This is a genomic window from Bradyrhizobium sp. 197 (genome assembly GCF_023073375.1).
Lineage (GTDB): Bacteria > Pseudomonadota > Alphaproteobacteria > Rhizobiales > Xanthobacteraceae > Bradyrhizobium.
Window position 1 is genome coordinate 48,956 of sequence record NZ_JADPJJ010000079.1, and the last position, 22,129, is coordinate 71,084.

General features: G+C 63.5%; 20 protein-coding genes. 16 read left to right on the top strand and 4 right to left on the bottom strand.

The features are described from left to right. The first annotated feature begins 1 nt into the window (after nt 1). From IVB27_RS19045 to IVB27_RS19110, 14 genes are read left to right on the top strand one after another with little or no spacing between them, the layout of a single operon-like run. The gene (locus IVB27_RS19045; RefSeq protein ID WP_247444865.1) at nt 2-835 is read left to right on the top strand and encodes a phosphoenolpyruvate hydrolase family protein; all 834 of its coding nucleotides are present in this window, start codon (nt 2-4) and stop codon (nt 833-835) included. Between the two features lie 25 nt (nt 836-860). Beyond that, nucleotides 861-3,764: a flotillin family protein gene (locus tag IVB27_RS19050; RefSeq protein WP_247444866.1), complete on the top strand. Its 2,904-nt coding sequence runs from the start codon at nt 861-863 to the stop codon at nt 3,762-3,764. A 9-nt stretch (nt 3,765-3,773) separates the two neighbouring features. Further along, complete coding sequence (locus tag IVB27_RS19055; RefSeq protein WP_247340951.1) at nt 3,774-4,211, top strand: SRPBCC family protein; 438 nt, start codon at nt 3,774-3,776, stop codon at nt 4,209-4,211. A gap of 5 nt (nt 4,212-4,216) precedes the next feature. Beyond that, the gene (locus tag IVB27_RS19060; RefSeq protein WP_247444867.1) at nt 4,217-4,666 is read left to right on the top strand and encodes an SRPBCC family protein; all 450 of its coding nucleotides are present in this window, start codon (nt 4,217-4,219) and stop codon (nt 4,664-4,666) included. Then, nucleotides 4,663-5,481, top strand: a complete 819-nt coding sequence (locus IVB27_RS19065) for an FAD binding domain-containing protein (RefSeq protein WP_247444868.1) — start codon at nt 4,663-4,665, stop codon at nt 5,479-5,481. The genes IVB27_RS19060 and IVB27_RS19065 overlap by 4 nt, the downstream gene beginning before the upstream one ends. Nucleotides 5,482-5,486: 5 nt before the next feature. Further along, nucleotides 5,487-5,963, top strand: a complete 477-nt coding sequence (locus IVB27_RS19070) for a (2Fe-2S)-binding protein (protein WP_247340958.1) — start codon at nt 5,487-5,489, stop codon at nt 5,961-5,963. A gap of 11 nt (nt 5,964-5,974) precedes the next feature. Next, on the top strand, nt 5,975-7,564 hold the full coding sequence (locus tag IVB27_RS19075) for a xanthine dehydrogenase family protein molybdopterin-binding subunit (protein ID WP_247340961.1): 1,590 nt from the start codon (nt 5,975-5,977) through the stop codon (nt 7,562-7,564). A gap of 1 nt (nt 7,565) precedes the next feature. Continuing rightward, complete coding sequence (locus IVB27_RS19080; protein WP_247340963.1) at nt 7,566-8,588, top strand: xanthine dehydrogenase family protein molybdopterin-binding subunit; 1,023 nt, start codon at nt 7,566-7,568, stop codon at nt 8,586-8,588. 7 nt (nt 8,589-8,595) lie between these two features. Next, nucleotides 8,596-9,477, top strand: coding sequence for an AAA family ATPase (locus IVB27_RS19085; RefSeq protein ID WP_247340965.1), 882 nt, complete (start codon nt 8,596-8,598; stop codon nt 9,475-9,477). After that, nucleotides 9,474-10,595, top strand: coding sequence for a vWA domain-containing protein (locus IVB27_RS19090; RefSeq protein ID WP_247340967.1), 1,122 nt, complete (start codon nt 9,474-9,476; stop codon nt 10,593-10,595). The genes IVB27_RS19085 and IVB27_RS19090 overlap by 4 nt, the downstream gene beginning before the upstream one ends. Then, nucleotides 10,592-11,476 carry an amidohydrolase family protein gene (locus tag IVB27_RS19095; protein ID WP_247444869.1) on the top strand — a complete coding sequence of 295 codons (885 nt, stop codon included), beginning with the start codon at nt 10,592-10,594 and terminating at the stop codon, nt 11,474-11,476. Before IVB27_RS19090 ends, IVB27_RS19095 begins: the two co-directional genes overlap by 4 nt. A 42-nt stretch (nt 11,477-11,518) precedes the next feature. Continuing rightward, nucleotides 11,519-12,367 (top strand): MBL fold metallo-hydrolase, encoded by an 849-nt coding sequence (locus tag IVB27_RS19100; RefSeq protein WP_247340972.1) that lies wholly within the window; start codon nt 11,519-11,521, stop codon nt 12,365-12,367. A 17-nt stretch (nt 12,368-12,384) separates the two neighbouring features. After that, entirely contained in the window at nt 12,385-13,959 is a 1,575-nt protein-coding gene (locus tag IVB27_RS19105) for an isochorismatase family protein (protein ID WP_247444870.1), read from the top strand. A 3-nt stretch (nt 13,960-13,962) separates the two neighbouring features. After that, complete coding sequence (locus IVB27_RS19110) at nt 13,963-14,589, top strand: FMN-dependent NADH-azoreductase (protein ID WP_247444871.1); 627 nt, start codon at nt 13,963-13,965, stop codon at nt 14,587-14,589. A 174-nt stretch (nt 14,590-14,763) separates the two neighbouring features. On the opposite strand, the gene IVB27_RS19115 is transcribed toward IVB27_RS19110, so the two are convergent. The 3 genes from IVB27_RS19115 to IVB27_RS19125 form a co-directional block, all read right to left on the bottom strand. Continuing rightward, nucleotides 14,764-15,912, bottom strand: coding sequence for an ABC transporter substrate-binding protein (locus IVB27_RS19115; RefSeq protein ID WP_247445012.1), 1,149 nt, complete (start codon nt 15,910-15,912; stop codon nt 14,764-14,766). A gap of 983 nt (nt 15,913-16,895) precedes the next feature. Next, nucleotides 16,896-17,915, bottom strand: coding sequence for a glycoside hydrolase family 5 protein (locus IVB27_RS19120; RefSeq protein ID WP_247444872.1), 1,020 nt, complete (start codon nt 17,913-17,915; stop codon nt 16,896-16,898). Continuing rightward, entirely contained in the window at nt 17,912-19,090 is a 1,179-nt protein-coding gene (locus IVB27_RS19125; protein WP_247444873.1) for an O-antigen ligase family protein, read from the bottom strand. Before IVB27_RS19125 ends, IVB27_RS19120 begins: the two co-directional genes overlap by 4 nt. On the opposite strand from IVB27_RS19125, the gene IVB27_RS19130 reads away from it, so the two are divergent. Together IVB27_RS19130 and IVB27_RS19135 are read left to right on the top strand one after the other, a co-directional pair. After that, a complete protein-coding gene (locus IVB27_RS19130) occupies nt 19,083-19,307 on the top strand; it encodes a hypothetical protein (protein WP_247444874.1) in 225 nt (74 codons plus the stop codon). The two genes, IVB27_RS19125 and IVB27_RS19130, sit on opposite strands and share 8 nt — an antisense overlap. Nucleotides 19,308-19,445: 138 nt before the next feature. Next, nucleotides 19,446-20,582 (top strand): GNAT family N-acetyltransferase, encoded by a 1,137-nt coding sequence (locus IVB27_RS19135; protein WP_247444875.1) that lies wholly within the window; start codon nt 19,446-19,448, stop codon nt 20,580-20,582. Between the two features lie 30 nt (nt 20,583-20,612). On the opposite strand, the gene IVB27_RS19140 is transcribed toward IVB27_RS19135, so the two are convergent. After that, on the bottom strand, nt 20,613-21,836 hold the full coding sequence (locus IVB27_RS19140; RefSeq protein ID WP_247444876.1) for an FAD-dependent oxidoreductase: 1,224 nt from the start codon (nt 21,834-21,836) through the stop codon (nt 20,613-20,615). Nucleotides 21,837-22,129: the final 293 nt, after the last annotated feature.

The following is a 22,129-nucleotide window of genomic DNA, read 5'->3' on the forward strand; positions in this document are numbered from 1 at the left end:
GATGGCCCGGTTTGAACGCGCAGCACTGTTGAAACGATTCCGCGACATGGCTAGGCGCGGCGAGCCGATTGTTGGCGGCGGCGCAGGCACCGGTCTGTCGGCCAAATGCGAGGAGGCCGGCGGTGTCGACCTCATCGTCATCTACAATTCCGGTCGCTACCGCATGGCCGGCCGCGGCTCGCTCGCGGGACTGATGGCTTACGGAGATGCCAACGCCATCGTGCTGGAAATGGCCGGCGAAGTGCTGCCCATCGTGACCAGGACGCCAGTGCTCGCAGGCGTCAACGGAACCGATCCGTTCCGCGACATGGATCTTTTCCTGGATCAGTTGAAGGCGCTCGGCTTCGCCGGCGTGCAGAACTTTCCGACCGTCGGCCTCATCGACGGTGTGTTCCGTGCCAACCTCGAAGAGACCGGCATGTCCTATGCGCTGGAGATCGACATGATCGCAAAGGCGCGCGAGAAGGATCTGCTGACGACACCCTACGTCTTCAGCGAGAAGGAAGCCGCTGCGATGGCGATCGCGGGCGCAGATATCATCGTCTGTCATCTAGGCCTGACGACCGGGGGCACCATCGGCGCGCAGACCGCGCTCAAGCTGAAGGATTGCCCAGCGCACATCGACACCTGGGCCTCCGCCGCGCTCAGCGTCAATCCAGACATTCTGGTGCTCGCTCATGGCGGACCGATTGCCGATCCGGACGATGCCGATTTCATCATGAGGAACACGCGCCACTGCCACGGCTTCTACGGCGCCTCCTCGATGGAGCGGCTGCCGGTCGAGCGGGCGCTGACGGATCAGGTGCGCAAATTCAAGGCGATCGGCGCGCGATAACGCCGGAAGGACGAGGGAGAGAAACATGTCAGGGACTTTAGTCGGTGAATTGATCCTCTGGCTGATCGTCGCGGTCGTGGTGATCGTGGTCGGCGTCTACATCGTGAACTGGCTCTATCACCGCTCGTCCAAGGAGACCTCATTCGTCCGGACCGGCCTGCTCGGTGAGCGCGTCGTGATCAACGGCGGCGCGTTCGTGCTGCCTTTCATTCACGACTACACGCCGGTCAACATGAACGTGCAGCCGATGGGCATCGTGCGCTCCCGGCAGGACGCTGTGATCACCCGTGACCGCATGCGCGTCGACATCGAGGCCGATTTCTATGTCCGCGTCCAGGCGACCCGCGAAGCCGTGTCCATCGCGGCCGCCACGCTCGGCCGCCGCACCATGGAACCCGAACAGCTCCACGCCCTCCTTGCCGGAAAATTCATCTCAGCTATTCGTTCCGTTGCCTCGGAGATGACCCTCGAGCAGATGCACGAGCAGCGCGGTGAGTACGTCGCCCGCCTCAAGGCGAACGCGGCAGAGGCCCTCGCCCAGAACGGACTCGAGCTGGAATCGGTCGCGATCACCGATCTCGACCAGACCGATCTCGAATTCTTCAACCCCTCGAACCGCTTCGACGCCGAAGGTCTGACACGCCTGATGGAGGACATCGAGGCGAAGCGCAAGCTGCGCAACGACATCGAGCAGGATTCGATGATCAAGATCCGCTCTCGAAATTTGGAGGCAGAGCGGCAGGCCCTTGAGATCGAGCGCGAAAGTGAAACGGCGCGCCTCGAGCAGGAGCGCGACATCGAGATGCGCCGCGCCCTGCAACGCACCGAGGTCGCGCGCGAGCGGGCCCTGCGCGAGACCGAAGCCGAGCAGGCGCAGATTTCCGCCCGCGAGACTATCGAGAAGGCGCGCATCGCCAACGACCAGGCGATCGCCGAAGCCCGCATCGCCTCGGAGCGTGAGACCCGTCAGCGGGAGATCGAGCGCACCCGCACCATCGAAGAGAAGGAGCTGCTCGCACGGGAGGAGATCGAGAAGACCCGGATCGCCAACCAGCGCTCGATCGATACCAGCCGCATCGCCTCCGAGCGCGAGGTGCGCCAGCGCGAAATCGAGCGGATGCGGACCATCGAGGAAGCCGAGATAGCCGCCCGCGAGGCGATCGAGAAAGCGCGTATCCAGCAGGACCGCGTGGTCACCGACGCCCGCATCGCCAACGAAGAGGAGACCCGGCGCCGCGAGATCGAGCGGACCCGCGCCGTGGACGAAGCCGAGATCGCGGCCCGCGAGGCGACCGAAAAGGCCCGCATCGCCCAGACCATGATCGTCAATGTCGAGCGTATCGCATCTGATGAGCGCACCCGCGCGTTGGAGATCCAGCAGGTGCGTATCATCCAGGAAGCCGAGATTGAGGCCCAGCGCGCCGTCGAGAGCGCGCGCATCACCCGTGAGCACAGGCTCGCCGCCGAGCGCATCGCGGCCGAGCAGAATACCCGTCAGTTGGAGATCGAACGCAACCAGACGCTGGAAGTCGCAGGGGTCGCAGCGCGCGAAGCGACGGAAGCTGCCCGTATCACCCAGGAAGAACGTGTTCGTTCCCTGGAAATCGCCCGCAACCGCGTCGTCGAGGAAGCCGACATTGCCTCCCGCGAAGCCATCGAGGCCGCCCGGATTGCGCAGGAGAAGTCCGTTGCAGCCGAGCGTATTCAGGCCGAGCGTGACACGCGCACGCTCGAGATCGAGCGCACCGCCGTGCTCGAGGCCGCCGAGTTGAAGCGTCGCGACGCCATCGAGCGACAGCGCATCGGCGTCGATCTCGCGCTCGAAGCTGAGCGGATCACTTCCTCCAGGAAACGCGAGGTGCTCAATATCGAGCATAAGAAGGCGATCGAGATCGCGGATGAGGACCGCGTCATTGCGATCTCGACCAAGAAGTCCGAGCGCATCGACGCCGACCGCCAAGTTAAGCAGGCCGAGATCGTCGCACGCAAGGAGCTCGAGACCACGGACGTCTCGCGCGAGCAAGCGCTGGAGGCGGCGCGGATCGAACGCCGCCGTTCGATCGAACAACTCGAGGTCGCCCGCGTCCAGTCCCTCCAGGAGTCCGAGATTGCCGCGCGCGAAGAGGTCGAGCGCGCCCGCATCGCATCCGATCGCGGCCTGGACGAGGCCCGCATCGGCCGCGAGCGCGAGCTGCGCAAACTCGAAATCAATCGCGAGAAGGAGGTCGAGACCGTTTTGATGGAGAAGGCGATTGCGATCCACCTGAAGTCGTTGGAGGAATCCGCGGCCAAAACCTCGGCCGAGGAGGCGCGTGTGCATGCGACCGAAGCCACCGAGCGCGTCATCACCGCGCGCGAGAGCGAGATCGCGAAGCGCCGGAAGACCGTGGAGATCCTGATCGCCGAGAAGCAGGCTGAGGAAACGCGAATTGCCGCGGAAGCCGAGCGCATCCGCGCCGCGGTCGAGGCCGAGGCGCAGCGTATGCTCAACGAGGCAGAAAATGTACTGACCGACCAGGCACGCTACTCGCTGTTCCGCAGAAAGCTGCTCGACCGCATCGAGGGCATCGTCCGCGAGAGTGTCAAGCCGATGGAGAAGATCGAGGGCATCCGCATCCTTCAGGTTGATGGCCTCAACGGCAATGGCCATGGCGGCAATGGCGGCCGCAGCGCCACCGACGAGGTGATCGACTCGGCGCTGCGTTATCGCGTCCAGGCGCCGCTGATCGACTCGCTTCTGGCGGACATCGGCGTCGAAGGCGGCAGCCTCGCCAAGATGCCGGGCCTGATCCGGGAAGCGCGCGACATGCAGGGCATCAAGGAGTCCGCGCGTAAAGGCGGCGGTGGCGGCGAGAAGCCGGCTGCTGCGCCCTCGCCTTCGGCCGACGGCGAGCCGCCCGCCGAGCGCAGCCCCCGGAAGAAAGGCTGAGGTCGCACCATGGCCCGCGTCTACATCTCAACCGTCGTCAACGCGCGCAACGACCGCGTCTGGGCGCGGGTGCGCGACTTCAACGGTCTACCGAACTGGCATCCCGCGATTGCGGAAAGCCGCATCGAGGGCGGCGAGCCTTCCGACAAGATCGGCTGCGTCAGGGATTTTCGCCTGCGTAACGGCGATCGTATCCGGGAAAAGCTGCTCGGCCTGTCCGATTACGACATGTTCTGCACCTACTCGATCCTCGAATCCCCGATGGGGGTCGAGAACTACGTCGCGACGCTACGGCTGACGCCGGTCACGGATGGCGACCAGACCTTCATGGAATGGACCGCAGAGTTCGACTGCGCACCCGAACGGGAGGCGGAACTCGTCGGAAATATCGGCGGCGGCGTGTTCCAGGGCGGCTTCGACGCCCTCAAGCGCCAGTTCGGAGGGTGAGCGCCGTGCCGCATGTCGTCAAGAGCACGATCCTGGATGCGCCGACCGGTTCCGTGTGGGGCGTGCTGCGCGATTTCAACGGGCACGATCGCTGGCATCCGGCGGTCGCGGCCTCCACGATCGAGCGTGCGCAGGCCTCGGACAAGATCGGCTGTGTCAGGCGCTTCAAGCTGCAGGACGGCTCGGAGCTGCGCGAGCAGTTGCTGACGCTGTCCGATCTGGAGCAGACCTTCAGCTATTGCCTGCTCGATACGCCGGTCCCGATGTTCAACTACGTGGCCCATGTCCGCCTGCTGCCCGTGACGGACGGCGACCGCACCTTCTGGCACTGGGAATCCCGCTTCTCGACGCGGCCGGAGGACAAGGACCGCATCACGCACATGGTCGCGGAAGACATCTACCAGGCGGGATTCGAAGCGATCCGCCGACACCTCAAGGAGGCTGTGTCAACATGACTGTGACGGTGAAGACCTTCACGAGTTCAAGCGAGGCCGCCGCCGCGCTGTCGTCCGATCGCAACGCGCGCTATCTCGGCGGCGGCACGCTCGTGATGCGCGCACTGAACGAAGGCGACATCTCGCTCTCGACCGTCGTGCGCGCCAATGACCAAACCTTGACGCGCATCGACCCATCCGGCCCGCGGATCACCCTGGGTGCTGGCGTAACTTTCGCCCGGATTCTGGGCGAGCGCGACCTCGCCTTCCTACACGCCCCTGCCCGCTCGATTGGTGGCCCGGCGGTCCGCAACATGGGTACGGTGGGTGGCAATCTGTTCGCGCCCAATCCCTATGGTGATTTCACCGTCGCCCTGCTTGCACTCGATGCCACGGTGACCCTGCAAGGCGGCTTCGGATCGCGCGACATTCCGATTGAGGAGTTTTTGCAATCGCGCGAGAGGCAGGCTGGCACGATCGTGCTGTCGGTGTCCTGCACCCGACCGGCAAGCGCAGAGGCTTTCCGCTACCGCAAGATCGCACGGATCAAGCCCAAAGGCGGCTCGGTCATCACGCTCGCCGCACATCTGCCGATCAGTGGCGGACGGATCGCCGGGGCGCGCATTGCATTGGGATCGATGGCGCCGACGCAAATACGTGCGCGGGCGGCCGAACGCGCGCTGGAAGGCCGCTCGCTCGACGCTGCGACCGTCGAGGCCGCAGCCGCGGCAGCCGCGGAAGGAACATCGCCGTCTGACAACGCGCTCAGTAGCGCCTGGTACCGCCGCGAGATCGTCGGCGTGCATCTGCGCCGTCTTCTCTTGGGTCAGGAATAGATCGTATGGCCAAGACTGCCCTGCAATTTCGTCACAACAGCAGCGATGTCGCCATTTTCGTTGATGGCGGAACCAACCTGCTCGTGGCGCTTCGCGAATTGATCGGCGACATGACGCCGAAGTTCGGCTGCGGACAAGGGGGCTGCGGCACGTGCAGTGTCCTGATCGACGGCGAACTCCATCTCTCCTGTCTGACGCTGGCCGAGACCGTCGCCGGCCGCTCCGTCGAGACGCTGGATAGCCTGAAGCAGGGACCCAACCTCCATCCGCTGCAACGCGCCTTCGCCGAGAATTTTGCCGCCCAGTGCGGCTATTGCACGCCGGGCATGCTGATGGCGGCCAAGGCGTTGCTCGACCGCAATCCCTCTCCGAGTCGCGCCGAAGTCGTCGAGGCGATCTCCGGCAACATCTGCCGCTGCACCGGCTACGAGCCGATCATCAACGCCATCCTCGCCGCCTCCGGCGACCGGGCAAGCGCCTAAGGGACCAAACCATGCTGGAATTGCGCAAGGACATTTTCGCCGACGAGCGCGACGACAATCTCAAGGAGATCGGCAAGGGCACCCAGCGCCAGGACATGCTCGGCCATGTCACGGGCACGTCGAGCTATTTCAACGACCACAAGCTCCAGGGCATGCTGCACCTGAAAGTCGTCCGCTCGACCCATTCGCATGCAAGAATCCGGCGGATCGACACCGCGGACGCCGAGCGCTCAGCCGGCGTGCGCCGGATCATCCGCGGCTCCGACGTGCCCCGCAATCTCAACACGCTCTTGAGCCTGATCAATTTCGGCAAGGACGACGAACCGTCGCTGGCCGTCGACAAGGTCCGCTACAAGGGTGAACCGATCCTGGCCATCGTCGCCGACAGCGAGCGCGAGGCCTTCGAGGCGATCGCGAAGGTGCGGATCGACTATGAACCCCTGCCGGCCGTGTTCGACGTCGAAGATGCGCTGAAGGCCGGCGCGCCGATCGTCAACGATACTTATCCGAAGAATGCCTTCATTTACCACGACGTTTATGACCACCAGAAACTCCGCTTCGGCGACGCCGATGCGGCCCTCGCGACCGCCGATCACGTGCTCGAACAGCGCTACCAGATGTCGCCTATCGAGCACGCGCCGACCGAAACCAACGGATCGATCGCGGCGCCCGACACCAACGGCCGCTATGTCGTCTATACGTCGACGCAGGCGCTGTTCTTCTCGGTTGACACCTGCGCCAAGATCCTCGACGTCCCCTCCAACACTTTTCATTTCATTGGCGGCACCGTCGGCGGCGGCTTTGGCGGCAAGGTGGACACGCTGACCGAACCTTTATGCATCCTGGGCGCGATGCTGACGGGACGTCCCGTGCGCTACGTGTTCGGACGCGAAGAAGAGATGCAATACGGCCCTCCGCGCGGCGCCGAGCGAATCTACATCAAGGACGGCGTGATGCGCGACGGCCGTGTCGTCGCTCGCAAGGTCCGCGCATATTTCGACAGCGGCGCATATACGCGGCTCTCGAGCTATGCCGCGGTGAAATGCGCAGCCCACCTGCCCGGCCCCTACACCATCCCTAACGTCTATGGCGACGTCTACTGCGTCTTCACCAACCGCACGCCGGCGACCGCAATGCGCGGCTTCGGCGTCACTGCAATGGATTTTGCGATCGAGTGCCAGATGGACAAGCTGGCGCATCTCGTCAGCATGGATCCGATGGAGTTCCGCATCCTCAATGCCTATCGCGACGGCGACATGAAGGCCCATCGGCGCGAGGCCAAGAACACAGCGCTGATCGAGTGCGTCCAGGTCGCGGCCGAGAAAGCCAAATGGCCGATCCGCGACGAGTTCAAGCGCGCCTCCTCCCGCAAGGACGGTGGCGGCAGCCGGGCCGCCATCCCGCGGACGCCTGCCGACACCAACGCGGGGACAACCGCGCCGGCGCAGCAGCGCACGAGCTATGATCGCCTGCCGACGGCCGCGGCGCGCGAACCACCGCGCGAGCCGCCACCACCCGCACCGCCGCCGTCACCGCGACCGGCGTCGCCCTCGCATGGGGCGGGCCGCTTCTCATCCGTGTTCGGCACCAGGAGACGTTGAGATGACCCGACATCGCGGACGCGGCATCGCATCGATCAATTATCCCATCGGCATGAACCTCGGTGGCGATCCCAGCCAGGCCCTGGTCCATTCCAATCCAAGCGGCAAGTTCACCGTGGCGCTGTCGTCGATCGACCTCGGCCAGGGCATGAAGTCGGTAACGCGGCAGATCTGCGCAGAGACGCTCGGCGTGCCCGTCGAGGACGTCTATGTCGACACCGCCGATTCCGACACGGGCCCGCATTGCATGGGCTCGTTCGCCTCGCGCGGCACCCATCGCGTCGGCAATGCCGTGATGGCGGCGGCGCGCGAGGCGCGCGGCGTGATGATGGAGGCCGCCGCCGAGGAGCTCGAGGTCAATGCCGCCGATCTCGAAACCGACGGGCGTGGCAACATCCACGTCAAGGGCGCACCGCACCGCTCGATCTCCACCAAGGACGTCGCCATCGCCGCGCAGTTCAAACAGGGCAAGACTATCGCGGGCCGCGGCATCTTCCTGGTGCCGCTATCCAACGTCGATCCCGAGACTGGCGAGATGTCGCCGGCGACCTGCTACGCCCATGCCTGTCTTGTCGCCGAGGTCGAGGTCGACGACGAGACTGGCGAGGTCACGATGATCCGCATGGATTCTGCCTACGAACTCGGCCGTGCGCTCAATCCGCGCCTGGTCGAGCAACAGCTCGTCGGTGGCGCCTGGATGGGCGTCAGTCACGCGCTCTACGAGACGCCCGAACCCTATTATCCCGACCCAATCCACGGCCCTCGCGACTTCGTCGAATATGTCATGCCTGGCCCCGGCGACGTCTGCCCGCACGACATCGCCGTGTTGGAACGCCCCGCTCCCGATGGCCCTTTCGGCGCCAAGGGCCCCGGCGAAATGTGCGCGAATCCCGTATTGCCGGCCGTCGCGAACGCCATCTTCAACGCCGTCGGCGTCCGCATCGACGACCTGCCGATTACGCCGGAAAAAGTGCTGCGCGCGATCAAGGCCGAGGGCGGCGCACGCCCTCAGGCGCGGCGCTGAGGTTTCGATGGCCGTCCGCAGCAACATCGTCGGCATCGATAGCCCCGAGGCACTGGAGAAGGCGCTTCGGGCGGCCTATTACCTCGCCGACGAGGGACTGGCGACCGCAGCCTATCTCGGTCTGGCACTCGGCAAGCCATTACTGCTCGAAGGTGCGCCGGGCGTCGGCAAGACCGAGGCCGCCAAAGCCATTGCCGCTGTCCTCGGCCGCCGGCTGATCCGCCTGCAATGCTACGAAGGCATCGACGCGTCCGCCGCGCTGTACGAATGGAACTATCCGCGCCAGATGCTCGCCATCCGCCAGGCCGGCGATGAGAGCATCGATATCTACGGCGAAGCGTTTCTGATCGAGCGGCCGATGCTGGCGACGCTGCGCGCGCCCGACTCGACCGTGCTATTGATCGACGAGATCGATCGCGCCGACCAGGAGTTCGAAGCGTTCCTGCTCGAGTTTCTGTCCGACTTCCAGATCTCGATCCCGGAGCGCGGTACGGTACGCGCCTCGGAGCGCCCGGTCGTCGTCCTAACCTCAAACCGCACGCGGGATCTTCATGAAGCGTTGCGGAGGCGCTGCGTCTATCACTGGATCGGCTATCCTTCCGCCGAGCGCGAAGCACGCATCGTGATGATGCGGGCCTCCAGCGTCGCCGAGGGGACCGCGCGGGCCGTCGTCGCGGCCGTCGAGAAGCTGCGACGCGAGCCGCTCAGCAAGGCGCCGGGGATCGCCGAAGCCGTCGACTGGGCTGAAGCCGCCACGCTGCTGCACAAGGGCGGCGCGCGCTGGCCCGATGCCTTCAGGCGTTCGATCGGCCTTGCGCTGAAAGACGAGGAGGATCTGCACTTCATTTCGCCGCGCCTCGACGCCCTGCTGGCGGAGGCCTCTGCATGAGCACCGAACCCGAACTGCCGCGCGCTGCGCGTGTCTTCATCTCCTTCGTAGGGCTGTTGCGAACGAACAGGTTTGCCGTCGCACCGGAACAGACGACCTCGTTCCTGGCCGCGATCCAGCTGCTCGGCCCACGCAGCCTCGAAGACATTCGGCAGGCAGCCCTCGCAACACTGGCGCCTCCGCCGGAGCGTCGTGCCACGTTCGACCGGCTTTTCGATCTGCACTTTCGCGGAAACGAGGCAATCGAGCGCGTCGACGACGGGGAGGACGACGAGACTGTTCGGCTGCAAGAGGAGGCCCGCGGAGACGATGAGCCGTTGTTGTCGGACGAGGCCAACGAGTCCGGTCTCGCAGCAGCGCGCGCGGAAGCCCTGGTCGAGCGCCGCTTTGCGCAGCTCTCGACCACTGATGCGCTGCGCCGGCTGTCCCGTGAGGCGCCCAGGCGCCTGCCGAAGCGGCGCGGCCATCGCCGCATGCGAGCCCGCCGGGGGCCCTACGCCGATTTGCGCCGCACCCTGCGTGACTCTGTTCGCAGCGACGGCGAAATCCTTCGGCTGGGACGCTTGAAGCGTCGGCAGCGCCCACGCAAGGTGCTGCTCCTGATCGACGTCTCCGGCTCGATGAAGACCCGCACCGAAGAGAATATGAAGCTCGCGCACACGCTGGTGCAGGCGGCGCCCAATGTCGAGGTCTTCACCTTCGGCACGCGGCTGACCCGTATCACCCGCCCGTTACGTCTCAGGCGCCGCGAGCAGGCGCTCAACGCCGCAGCCTATCTGGTCAGCGACTGGGACGGCGGCACCCGAATCGGCGACGCGCTTCAGGCCTTTCTCGCCATACCCCGCTTCGGCGGATATGCGCGCGGCGCCGCCGTGATCATCGTTTCCGACGGTCTGGAGCGAGGCGAACCCGATGCGCTGCGCGATGCGGTAGCGAAACTGTCGCGCCGTGCGTGGCGCGTGAGCTGGCTGACGCCGCTCGCGGCCGGTCCCGGCTTTCGTCCGCAGACCGAAGCGCTGGTCGCAATCGAACGGTTCGTCGACGACCTCGTCGACGGCGGATCGAGCGCGTCGATCGTCGCGCATGTGCTGGCGCTGGGACAAAGGAGAGTTGCGTGACCGACATCGTCGATGGGCACCATCATATCTGGCGCCAGGCCGACCTGCCCTGGCTGGTCGGCTCGATGCAGCCGCGCATCTTCGGTCCATACGAGCCGATCCGACGCGATTACCCGATCGAGGAATATCTCGGCGACCTCAAAGGCAGCGGCGTCACCCGCTCGGTCTATGTCCAGACCAACTGGACGAATGACCGCTTCGAGGACGAGGCCGCTTGGGTGCAGCAGACCGCCGAGGCGCACGGCTGGCCGCATGCCATCGTGGCTTACGCCGATTTCTCAGTGGACGACGTGCGTCCGCAACTCGACCGCCTGAAGCGCTATTCCCTCGTACGCGGCGTCCGCATGCAACTTCATTGGCACGAGAACCCGCTTTATCGCTTTGCGGCCCGCCCCGATCTCTGCACCGATCCCGTGGTACGGCGCAACATCGCCCGCCTTGCGGACTATGCCTTGAGTTTTGACCTCCAGGTGTTCACGCCGCAGATGCCGGACGCCGCACACCTTGCGGAAGCCTGTCCCAAAGTGACCTTTATTCTCCAGCACGCCGGCATGCTGGAGGACCTTTCACCCTCAGGTCGCGCGGCGTGGCGCGCCGGGATGGTCCGCCTCGCCGCCTGCCCGAACGTCGTGTCGAAACTGTCGGGGCTCGGAACCTTCATCCACCGCAACGACCCCGCACATATCGCATCCGTCCTGACCGACACGATTGCGATCTTCGGCGCCGAACGCTGCCTGTTCGGCTCTAATTTTCCAATCGAGAAATTGTGGACCAGTTATCGCGAGCTGATCGATGCGTTCCGTGCCGCCGCAGCGCCGCTGCGAGATGATCAGCGCGAAGCCATTTTCAAGACCACCGCCGTGCGCGTCTATCGGCTCTGAGCGCTGAGGAAACGAACGAGAACGGACACAGGGAGGGACGGAATGCCGCTGGAAATCAAGATCCTGGACTATGGCGATATCGAGCTGGAATCGAGCTTTCTGGTTCTCGGCCACGACTGCGGCCGCACCCGCCGTGTCCTCACCCTCGGCTTCCTGATCCTCGGCGGCAAATATCCGGTCGTGGTAGATACGGGTTACCGCTCCAACCAGATCATGGAAACGCTGGGGATGCGCGGCCTGCAGTATCACGAGCACATGATCGAGAACCAGCTTGCGCGGCACGGCGTGCGCATGGGCGATGTGCGCTTCGTCTGCCACACCCATCTGCATATCGACCACGCCGGCAAGGACGATCTGTTTCCGATGAACACGACCGTCGTCGTCAACCGCCGCGAGCTCGAGTATTCCGTGTCCGGCCTGATGCATCCGCAATATCCGGCGCCGGATATCAAGCATCTGATCGACCGGCTGCACACCAAGAGCGCGCTGCGCTTTCTCGACCTCGAGATCACGGGTCCCATCGAGCTGATGCCGGGCGTCTACTGCGACGCAGCCAATGCGCACACCGAAGGCTCGATGAACATCATCGTCGAGACCGCCGACGGCATTGCTACCATCTGCGGCGACGTCATCTATGACTTCAACGACCAGATCGTGACGCCCTTCAACGAGATCCACGACTGGGAGCCGCGCACCACCGGCAACCACGGCACCACCAAGCGCGCCGAGAAGGCCGCCATCAAAAAGCTGCTCAGCAATTCGCGCTATCTGCTGCCGGTCCACGACCGTCCCGCCAAGATCGAGGGCGGCAACGTCGTCGGCCGGCTGCACGACCAGGTCCCCGGACCGATCGTGCAGTCTGTGCCCCAGCGCAACTGGTTTCCGGCCTAGACACCAGAGGATGGACGATGACGCACGTCACCTTGCGCTCCGAATTCGAGACCCTGATCGACCCCTACGCGCCGGTCGCGCAGGTCGGCACCGGTTTTGACTTCACGGAGGGACCGATCTGGCATCCGGTCGATCATTATCTGCTGTTCTCGGACATGCCGGGCGACGTGCGCCGGCGCTGGGATGCGCGGCGCGGCATCGCCGAAGTCAAACGGCCGTCGAACAAATGCAACGGCATGACCTATGACGCCGAGCTCAATTTGATCGTTTGCGAGCACGCGACATCGTCGTTGATCCGCGAGCGGCCGGACGGACGGCGCGAGGTGCTGGCCTCGCACTTTGGGGGACAGGAGCTCAACAGCCCCAACGACGTCTGCGTGCACTCCTCCGGCGCGATCTATTTCTCTGATCCCTGGTATGGCCGCATGCCGGTCTATGGCGTCGAGCGGCCGAGGCAGCTCGGCTTCCAGGGCGTTTATCGCGTCGTGCCCGGCGCCGACCCGAAGTTGGTCGTTGACCGCAATCTATTCGACCAGCCGAACGGGCTGTGCTTCTCGCCCGACGAGAAACTGCTCTATGTCAACGACACCGTGCAGGCACTGATCCGCGTATTCGACGTCAACGGCGACGGCTCGCTGTCTGGTGCGCGTGTGTTCGCGAGCGGCATCCGCTCCGAGCTCGAGCCCGGCTTGCCCGACGGCATGAAGTGCGACCAGCACGGCAATGTCTGGGTCACTGCACCCGGCGGGATCTGGGTCTATTCGCCGCGGAGCGAGCTGCTCGGCAAGCTCCGCGTGCCTGAACTGGTCGCCAACCTCGCCTGGGGCGGGCCGGATTTCCGCACCCTCTATCTGACTTCGACGCATTCGGTCTACGCGATCCCGACCAAGGTCGGCCCGCGTCATGAGCCCTATATGAGCGGACGGCGGAGTGGCAGCGGTACAGGCACTGGCACCGCGCCAGCAGCGCCGATCGTGGCCGACAGCGAGATGCAGCTCGACCCGCGACGCTGTGCCATGATCATCCAGGATCTCCAGAACGACGTCATCATGGACGGCGGCGCATTCGCCGATTCCGGCGCACCAGGTCACGCGAAGCAGCAGCAAGTCGTCGAAAACGTCCGGCGTCTTGCGGAAGCTGCGCGGGCCCGCGGCGTCGCCATCATCCATGTCTGGTTCGTGGTCGAAGCCGGCGCGCCCGGCGTGACGCTGAATGCGCCGCTGTTCGAGGGTCTCGTCGACAGCAAGGCGATGGTGCGCGGAAGCTGGGGGGCCGCGCCGGTGTCAGGTCTCGAGCCACGGCCCGGCGATTTCGTGGTCGAGAAGGTGCGAATGAGCGCCTGGGAGGGCACGCGGCTCGAAACGATCCTGAAAGCCACCGGCCGCGACATGATCATCAACACCGGCGCCTGGACCAACATGTCGGTCGAGCACACGGCACGGACCGGTGCCGACAAGGGTTACTTCATGGTAGTTCCTGAGGATTGCTGCTCCACCATGAACGCCGACTGGCACGCTGCATCGATCAACTTCGCCATGCAAAACGTTGCCGTCGTGACCAAGGCCGATGCAGTCATCAAAGCGCTGGGATGAGCGGTGGCAAAGCTCCTGCACCTGTCCTGCTCGCCCCGCAGCGACTCCTGGTCGAGCGCCAGCGCACACGTCTTCCTTGACGGCTTTCGCCGGGTCCGGCCCGATTGGGACGTGGATGTCATGGATCTCTGGCGGGAGCGCCTGCCGGAATTTTCGGGCCCTATCGTCGAGGCCAAATATGCACGGATGAAGGCGGAAGCCTTCAACGACGCGCAACGGGACAGCTTTGCGGAGGCCGAGCGTGTGGCGCTCCGCTTGGCACTTGCCGATCGGGTGCTGATCTCGACTCCCATGTGGAACTTCAGCATTCCCTATAAGCTCAAGCAATGGTTCGACGTTATCGTCCAGCCCGGGCTCACCTTCCGGTTCGACCCATCCCTGGGATATGTCCCGTTGCTGAAGGACCGGCCGACCATCGTCATCATCGCCAGTGGCAGCGATTTCGCCACCGGAATGAACCGCGGTCGCATCGACATGGCAACGCCGTACATGCGCGAAATTTTGCGTTTTGTCGGGATCAGCAATGTCCGTTTCGTACCGATCGGGCCAACCATCGGACCGCTACAGCCCATCGAGGCTTCCCGCGAACGAGCCCATCAACGCCTGGCCGCAATGGCCGGGAGCTTCTGATGCACTCCGCAAGCGACTCTAAGTCAGGGCAGATTGTCGCGCAGGAAAATATTGATGCGGATACGCTCCTGATCGGGGCTGATGTTCATGAGTGCGACCGCCAAATGGCGAAAGATCATCAAGGCCGCCGGAATCGAGCCGCAATAATCCGGCGAAGACTCTGTCCGGGCGCCGCTACTTTGCCAGGCGGAATTTCCCGCCTTCCACCTTGATCAGAAAGGCGGAGCGTTCGTCATAGCCGTTGTGATCGGCCTTGCTCATGTTCGACAGCCCATTGTTGAGATAGATGTTCTGCCCGCGCTCGAGCGCGCCCCGCAGAGCCGCGCGAAATTCGGTTGTGCCGGGCTTTGCCGTCTTCAGCGCATCCGGTGCAGCTCTTCCAATCAGCGCGACGACATCCCAAAGGTGGGCAGCGAACATGTTGGGCTTTTGCCCGTTCGCCGCTTCATACGCGGTCACGAATTCCTCCGTCGAGCGACGGAACGGATCTCCTGTGGGAAGATCGGCGGCAATGGTAAAGGCCTCGCCTGCAAATACGGCACCTTCGACGTTCGCGCCCCCGAGCTTGATGAACTCCTCACTGGCCACGCCGTGTGTTTGAAATATCTTCCCAGCGTATCCGCGCTCGCGGAGCGCCTGCTGCGGCAAGACCGCCGGAGTTCCTGCGGAAGCAATGAAGACGGCATCGGGATTGGTCGACATCACCTTGAGCGCCTGACCGGTGACGCTCGTGTCTGCGCGCGCATAGACCTCATGTGTGGTCACGGTCAGACCCAGAGCGGGCGCGAGGCGGCTCACCTCCTTGTAGTAGCCTTCGCCGTACCCATCCGAAACGCCGATATAGCCGAGCGTCTTCACGCCCGATTTCGCGATATGCTTGAGGATGGCGGCCGCCATGAGGTCATCATTGGGAACGACCTTGAAGGCCCAGGCGCGCTTCTCGTCCATCGGTTGAACTATCGCGGTAGCGGCGGCGAGCGACAGCAGCGGCGTCTTCGATTCGAGCGCGATATCCAGCATCGGCATGGTCACCGGGGTCAGCGAGGAGCCGACCAGCACGTCGACCTTGTCCTGGATCACGAGCCGGCGTGCGTTCTGAACCCCTTTGGTCGAATCTGATTCGTCGTCCAGGGTGATATAGGTGACCTTCTCTCCGGCGATCTCTTTCGGAAGGGCTGCAACCGTCTTGAGCTGCGGCTGCCCCAGCGCGGATCCCGGACCGCTTGCCGAGATCACAACTCCAATTTTAATCTCCGCGTTCGCCGTATTTCCATAAAGGACGCATGCCACAAGAATCGAAGCTCGCGCGAAACCGATCTTCATGTCCTGTTTCCTCCTCGTCCGCTTTCGTCCGACATACGCGCTTGCTCCTGCGGTCCTGAGCAACCGGGCGGACCACCGTAAGCGGACCGGAGGAACGTGTCTGTCCCTAGCGTTAGGGACAAGACATCGGTGCCCGAGCGTCTGCGCAGGCTTCGGACGCACGGCTGCCTTCTCGCGACGCATGCCGCCCGAGCTTTGCTTGGTCGCTTCACCCTCTTGTCCAGGAGGGCGCAGGGAAGGCCGGGTGCCGGCTGGCACCCGCGGTCCGCTGCGCGAAAGGTAGCGCAAGGAAACCGCACAGCAGCATACAGGTGTCGCCAATCACTCGGCCTTCCCTGCGCAGTGGCTTTACGGCTTATGCCGTGCTCTCCCGGGAGCCGAGTTCCTGTTGGCCTCCCTCGCCTTCACGAAAGTCGCGGACACCGCGCCGGTTGACGCGAATGCCGCCTCCGCAAAGGCTTGACCGTAGCAACGACGGCCAGGACCACACGGTTTTGCCGTACGCACGGCTCGCTTGTCGCCACCGGTTTCGACGACGTTGTGCACGTTGCCGCCGACCTGATGACGAGACGAACCTGACAGCGCCGCTCGTCGGCACGAAGTTCTGGGCTCACGGAGAGCAATCCGCCCTGCCCGCACTTTCGCGCCCGACGCTGTCGCGTCCACCGCAAGCCCGGCTCGCGAAACGTGACGACACAAGATCGCCCCTCAAGGGTGAGCCGGGATGGGCGACACATACGTCATTTCCGAATTTCGGTAAAGTGGAATATTTTTGTCGGAAGGGATTGACGGGGTGCTGAGTGTTTTGCCCGACAGGTCTCAGCGCGACAATCGTTCCGTGAGGTGAATTGGTTCCGCTTGACGCAACCCCACCTCGCCGAGCTGACTTTCTCACTGTCGCCTGAAGGCAATCGCGATCTGGCTGATATTTGCGGCAAGCTCGGAGGTGCAGCAAACCGTGCAGAAGAATCGGGCGCGCGATTTCAACGCGTTGGCGGCATCAGGGCGCGCAGGATGCCCGGCTTCCAGGCCTGACGTGCGCTGTCGAAGGCCGCGAAGTCGTGATCGAATTGCCAATAGGCCCATGCCCAGCCGAGCCTGTCGGCGCTTCTCGCCACGAACGACAAATAGCGCTCGCGACTGTCGGATGGCGCACGCTCGTACACTCCGAACTCACCGAGATAAACCGGGCGCTTCTCTTTCTCCGCCCATACGCTCATCTTCTTGAAATCGGCGGCCGCCTTCGCTTCGTCCTCCGGGCTGCCCCAATCCAGGGGCCCGATCCGCGAAAACGTCGGAGACCAGGGCGCGCCCTGATGGGTGAACCGTATCGGCGCGTAATAATGGAACGTGACGATGAGGTGCCTGTCGTCGGCCGGCAGAGCCAGTTCGTCGACCGGGATCTCATCCGTGTTGAGGACGGCGGCAATGACCGGCCGTTCGGGATTGGTGCGGCGGATGATGCCGAGACATTCGTTGAGGAGCGAATTCCAGCTGGCGGACCTCATTTCTCCACCAGGCTCGTTCAAGACCTCGAAGACGAGCGCCGGATATTTGCCGGCATAGCGCTCGGCGATCTGCCGCCAGAACGCCCTGAGCTTCTCGCCGCATTCGGAAACGTCGCGTTGGCAAAGGTGGGTATCGTGCTCATCGACGATGGGAACGAGTTTCCTTGCAAGGACGTCCTCGATCACGGCGTCGAGCCGCCTCAGCACGATCTCGTCCAGGACGTTCCCTGGGCCCATGAACTTGAAGCCGAAAAAATTGATCCTGACGTGCGAGAACCCGGCCTTCTTGATTGCGGTCAAATTGTTCAGGCGAAATGGCGCGTTTTGGCCACCTTCCCAGATTCCATCGTAGCCGAGAATGTTGATGCCGCGACCGAGTTTTGGCATGTCACGGGAGGCGGGCTGCTCGGCCCCATGGACATGGGAGAACAGAAGGAAAAAAGCCGTTGCTGCAAGATTGAAGCTTCTCGGCCAACGAGCGCGTACGGCGGTCATCCTGCATCCATTGGTAAAGACTGCAATTCCGTCGATCGCACCGGTCTGCACGTCGCGAAGAAAAACCCCACCAGGAGCACCGATGTGAACATCGTCGAGCGAAGGAATGTCGTCTCCGTGAAATTGGTCTGAAAGCTGAGGACGACGAATCCGATGATGAGAGCACAGTGCGATCGGTCGATCGTGCGTGCGGAAATGAGATGGAGGATCTTGTGCGAGAACAGCAGGACGCTCGCGGCAAATAGCGTGTACCCCAGAAATCCCGTTTCCATTAGAACCGCGATGTAGCCGCTGTGATAATTGTCGAGCACCCAGCCGTGGTTCTGTTCGAAATAATCGTAGATCGACGGGATCGTCCAAAAGCCGTTGATGCCGAAGCCGAGCAACGGCGCATCGTCAAAATGGCTTATCGCGTAGTGCCAGATGAAGGTCCGCTCGGTAAAATCGACACTCGCGTCGCCGATATGAATGGCGTCATATCCCGTCGCATAAAAATACAGGATCAGGAATCCGGCCAGAATGCACATGACGAATGGCAGGACCGCATAGAGCCTCATGCAGCCGACCGACCACATTGAGGTCACGAGCATTGCGCAAGCAGCCAGGGCGACAGCACCGGCGCCGCGCGATTCCGACGCGAGGACGCTTGTTGACGCCAGCAGGAATACAACGAGGAAGGCCAGCCACCCCTGGCCCGTCATCTTCCGGTAGCAGGCAAGGAACATCAGATAGGCACCCACGAAACCAAGTGTCTGCTTGGATTCGTAGACGCCCTGCCATTGACCATTGTGCATCCAGCTGTGGTCGACCCCGATGTCGGGCACGGCGATCGCGCAGAAAGCCGATGCGGCGACCAGTATGAAAAGCCCATTGGCCGTGGTCCTCACGACCTCGTCCAGATCGACGCGCGTAACGAGACAGAATGCGCCGAACGTCGTCATCGCAAGCGCAGCGCTCTTCATGATCGCTGCGACGTTCAGACTGGACCAGAACACCGAGACAACGGCGAAGCTGTAGAATGCGACCAGCGCCACCAGATCGGGATTGACCTGTAACCGCAGACGCGGCTGCACGAATGCACTAGCGTAGATCAGGACACCCCACATCAGAATGGCTATGGCCTGCTGCAGAAAGCTCAGCTCCGCCGGCAGCAGCCCGGCGTTGAAGATGCCCATCGATGCGACCACGTTGACGGTGATCGACCAGCTGATCGCCGCCCTGGCAATCCTCTCAGCGCCAACGCTGCGCGTCTTCCAGATCGCGCTCCCGGATGCCCCGGAATCCACCTCGGTGTACAGGCTGGCCATGAAACGACCTTCCTTAAGCGCGGTTAATTATTTGCTAGCGCAGGTCGATCTCCGCGCCACGAGGCCGCTCGGGCGCGAAATTTAAGGATTTGGTAACGATACGAACGTTGCTCGAAGCATTAATGCAAATCACACGCCGCCGGTGTCTCACCCGTAACGACCCTGCTATAAAGCACAGATCCGGCTCGATCGTCCCGAGCTATCTGGTTTTCCCTGGCTGCGCATGAACAGACCTAGCAACACGTTCGACATCGCCATCGAGCAGGGATTCGACTTCCTGTCGCCGGACTATGCGAAGCTGTTTGAAAACTCGGCCGCCACCGCGTTCCAGCATCCGCTCTGGCTGGATACCCTCTACACCAGGCTCGCGTCTCATGCAGGCGCAACTCCCCTGGTTGTCGCGGTCCGCCACCGCCCGATGGGCACCCTTGCGATGGTGCTGCCCTTGCTGCGGGTCCGGCGCGGCCCGATACGGACCGTCGAATTCGCCGACCTCCGCGTCTCCGACTATCTGGCGCCGGTGTGCAGCCCGCAGGTATTTTCCGAGCTGCTCAAGGACGAGAGTGCCTGCGCAGAAATCCGCTGCCTCGTCCGCCCGTTCGATCTGCTGCGAATGGCCAAGCTGCCAGACGGACGGCTTCCGATCGAGAACCTCCTGGCTACGCCCCGCCGCGTCGCGATGGACTCCAATGCCTACGCGAGCGTTCTGGTCGCGCCGTTCGAGCAATGGCGCGCCAGTGCGATGGATCGCTCCTATCAGAAGGAGCTCGCAAAAAAGTCCAGGCAGCTCCAGAAGAAGGGCGACTTGAGTTTTTCATGCTGCAGCGACGGCGCCTCCGTGATCGAGGCGCTGGACGTGATGAGGAAATTGCGCGGTCCGCGCTTTCAGGCGCAAGGCGACGGAGACCTGCTCCAGCGCCCGGAATATTACGGCTTCTATTCCGAAATGGCGCTCCGCGGTCTCGGCTCCTTTGTCCGGCTTTATGCCATGAAGATGGACGGCGACGTGATCGCCGCCGTGCTCGGACTCTGCCATCAAGGCAGCTTCCTTGTCATCATGAGCGCCTTCGACATTGCCGGATACAAGAGCCAGTCCTTGGGCGCGCTAATGTTCGAGCAAGTGGCGAGGGATTGCATCGAGCGCGGGGATCGGATGCTCGATTTCACCATCGGTGACGAACCCTACAAGAAACTGTTCGGCGCGCAGCCTTCGCCGATGTGGGCGGTCACACAGGCGGGCAGCACCGTTGGCGCCATATCCTTGTTCGCCCTGAAACAAGCGCCCTGGCTGAAACTCGCCGCCAAGCGAATGTCGGAGTTCAGGCTCCTGCCGACCCGCACCTCGACGCCGACGCGCTGACCAGCGCAAGGCGCCGACAGGGTGCGACTCTCAGGCGTGTAGCGCCCTTCGAACATGCGCGAGCCAGCCCGGCCGCATTTGATCGACCCGGTGGGTGAGACTGCGGCGCAGGAAGTGCAGCCGCCGCCGCACGTCCCAACCGATATCGTTGCGGGACGTCAGGGCCTGGCGGAAGCGCGCCATCTTCAGTGACTGCTGGTCCGCCGCGACCTTGTCGGGATCGGAATAGAACTCCGAAATCTTCTCCTTGCTCATGCCCTCGGTCTTGAGCCAACGCGGCGCATATTCGGTGCACAGGCGATCGACGTCCACCAGCAGCCGGGCAACGCCCGTGCCGGCGGCGGGGCAATTGGTCTGGAATGCATCGCCGATCAGCACGACGCCGGGCTGGAGATGTCCTTCCACGACGGACAGGTCCATCACCCAATTCTGCACCCGGTCGGTCACGTGGAAATCGCCAAGGTAAGGCCGCAATCCCGGCAGCAGGCGCAAAACCGTCGCTTCCGGTTCGCGGCGTAGCTCGCGCATGATCGGATCGGCCGGGTCGCGGAACATGAAGAGGTTTGCGCGCATACCGGCACGCACGGGAAACAGGCTGAGATAATCGATGCCGTCAGCCGTGCGCTCGCCGTAACAGGTCAGCGCCTCGAAAGCGAACGGCGCATCGTCCCGGCGGGCGATCGTGAAGCCGAACGAAACCGAATGGCGCTCGGCCAGCACGCGCCGCTTGATGCCGAGCTTGTAGCCGAGAACGCCCGCCATGCCCGTAGCCAGAACGACGAGACGCGCGTCGAGGCGCCTTCCGGAAGCGAGCTCGATATGCTGGATATCGTCGCTACAATTGACTGCAGTGACTTCGTCGACGATCAGGCTCGACGGATCAGGCAGTTGGCTGCGCGCCATGGCAACGAGATCGGCGTAGGGAAGCCCGTAAGCCTGGCCGACGCTGACATCGACCACCTTGCCTTCCCTGATATTGAGTACCTGATCATATCGGCAGGCCACGCGGTCGAGCGCATCGAGGAAGCCCAGCTTGCGCAACATGACCAGCTGATGGCCGCCGATTTTCTCGACCCGAAACTCGTCCGGATAGACCGCGCGCTTGTCGACGAGAGCGACACGATGCCCTGCCCGCGCGAGCACCGCCGCCGCGAGCGATCCCGCAAGGCCGCCGCCGACAATGGCGATGTCGGCGACGATCGTCGCGGTCGCAGATCTAGCGTTCGGCTCAGTCAACTTGCTATCGGCCGTCATAGTCCAGGCTCCCACGGTCAACGATGGTTGCACGTGCAATTCTCTCGCCTGATGTCGCATCACAGGACCAAACGCGATCATTTCTCGATATCTCGGTTAATGAAGCAGAGGGCTGCCCGGCTTGACGATATCCGGCACGCGCCTTGCTGAGGATGCCCTGCAAACCTCGGTCTCCGGCAACTCGGCGGCCATTCCGGGCGAGCCAGTCCGCATTCAAACGGCTCATCTCGCCTTCATTGACCGTCGATGCGGCGCTATGCCGCCACGCGATCGGGCCGGGCTTTGCTTGATCT

Bases quoted from the DNA above. Each gene is read 5' to 3' on its own strand.
- IVB27_RS19045 (WP_247444865.1), top strand. From the start codon at position 2: ATGGCCCGGTTTGAACGCGCAGCACTGTTGAAACGATTCCGCGACATG.
- IVB27_RS19050 (WP_247444866.1), top strand. From the start codon at position 861: ATGTCAGGGACTTTAGTCGGTGAATTGATCCTCTGGCTGATCGTCGCG.
- IVB27_RS19055 (WP_247340951.1), top strand. From the start codon at position 3,774: ATGGCCCGCGTCTACATCTCAACCGTCGTCAACGCGCGCAACGACCGC.
- IVB27_RS19065 (WP_247444868.1), top strand. From the start codon at position 4,663: ATGACTGTGACGGTGAAGACCTTCACGAGTTCAAGCGAGGCCGCCGCC.
- IVB27_RS19070 (WP_247340958.1), top strand. From the start codon at position 5,487: ATGGCCAAGACTGCCCTGCAATTTCGTCACAACAGCAGCGATGTCGCC.
- IVB27_RS19075 (WP_247340961.1), top strand. From the start codon at position 5,975: ATGCTGGAATTGCGCAAGGACATTTTCGCCGACGAGCGCGACGACAAT.
- IVB27_RS19080 (WP_247340963.1), top strand. From the start codon at position 7,566: ATGACCCGACATCGCGGACGCGGCATCGCATCGATCAATTATCCCATC.
- IVB27_RS19085 (WP_247340965.1), top strand. From the start codon at position 8,596: ATGGCCGTCCGCAGCAACATCGTCGGCATCGATAGCCCCGAGGCACTG.
- IVB27_RS19090 (WP_247340967.1), top strand. From the start codon at position 9,474: ATGAGCACCGAACCCGAACTGCCGCGCGCTGCGCGTGTCTTCATCTCC.
- IVB27_RS19100 (WP_247340972.1), top strand. From the start codon at position 11,519: ATGCCGCTGGAAATCAAGATCCTGGACTATGGCGATATCGAGCTGGAA.
- IVB27_RS19105 (WP_247444870.1), top strand. From the start codon at position 12,385: ATGACGCACGTCACCTTGCGCTCCGAATTCGAGACCCTGATCGACCCC.
- IVB27_RS19115 (WP_247445012.1), bottom strand. From the start codon at position 15,912: ATGAAGATCGGTTTCGCGCGAGCTTCGATTCTTGTGGCATGCGTCCTT.
- IVB27_RS19120 (WP_247444872.1), bottom strand. From the start codon at position 17,915: ATGACCGCCGTACGCGCTCGTTGGCCGAGAAGCTTCAATCTTGCAGCA.
- IVB27_RS19130 (WP_247444874.1), top strand. From the start codon at position 19,083: ATGCCCATCGATGCGACCACGTTGACGGTGATCGACCAGCTGATCGCC.
- IVB27_RS19125 (WP_247444873.1), bottom strand. From the start codon at position 19,090: ATGGGCATCTTCAACGCCGGGCTGCTGCCGGCGGAGCTGAGCTTTCTG.
- IVB27_RS19135 (WP_247444875.1), top strand. From the start codon at position 19,446: ATGAACAGACCTAGCAACACGTTCGACATCGCCATCGAGCAGGGATTC.
- IVB27_RS19140 (WP_247444876.1), bottom strand. From the start codon at position 21,836: ATGACGGCCGATAGCAAGTTGACTGAGCCGAACGCTAGATCTGCGACC.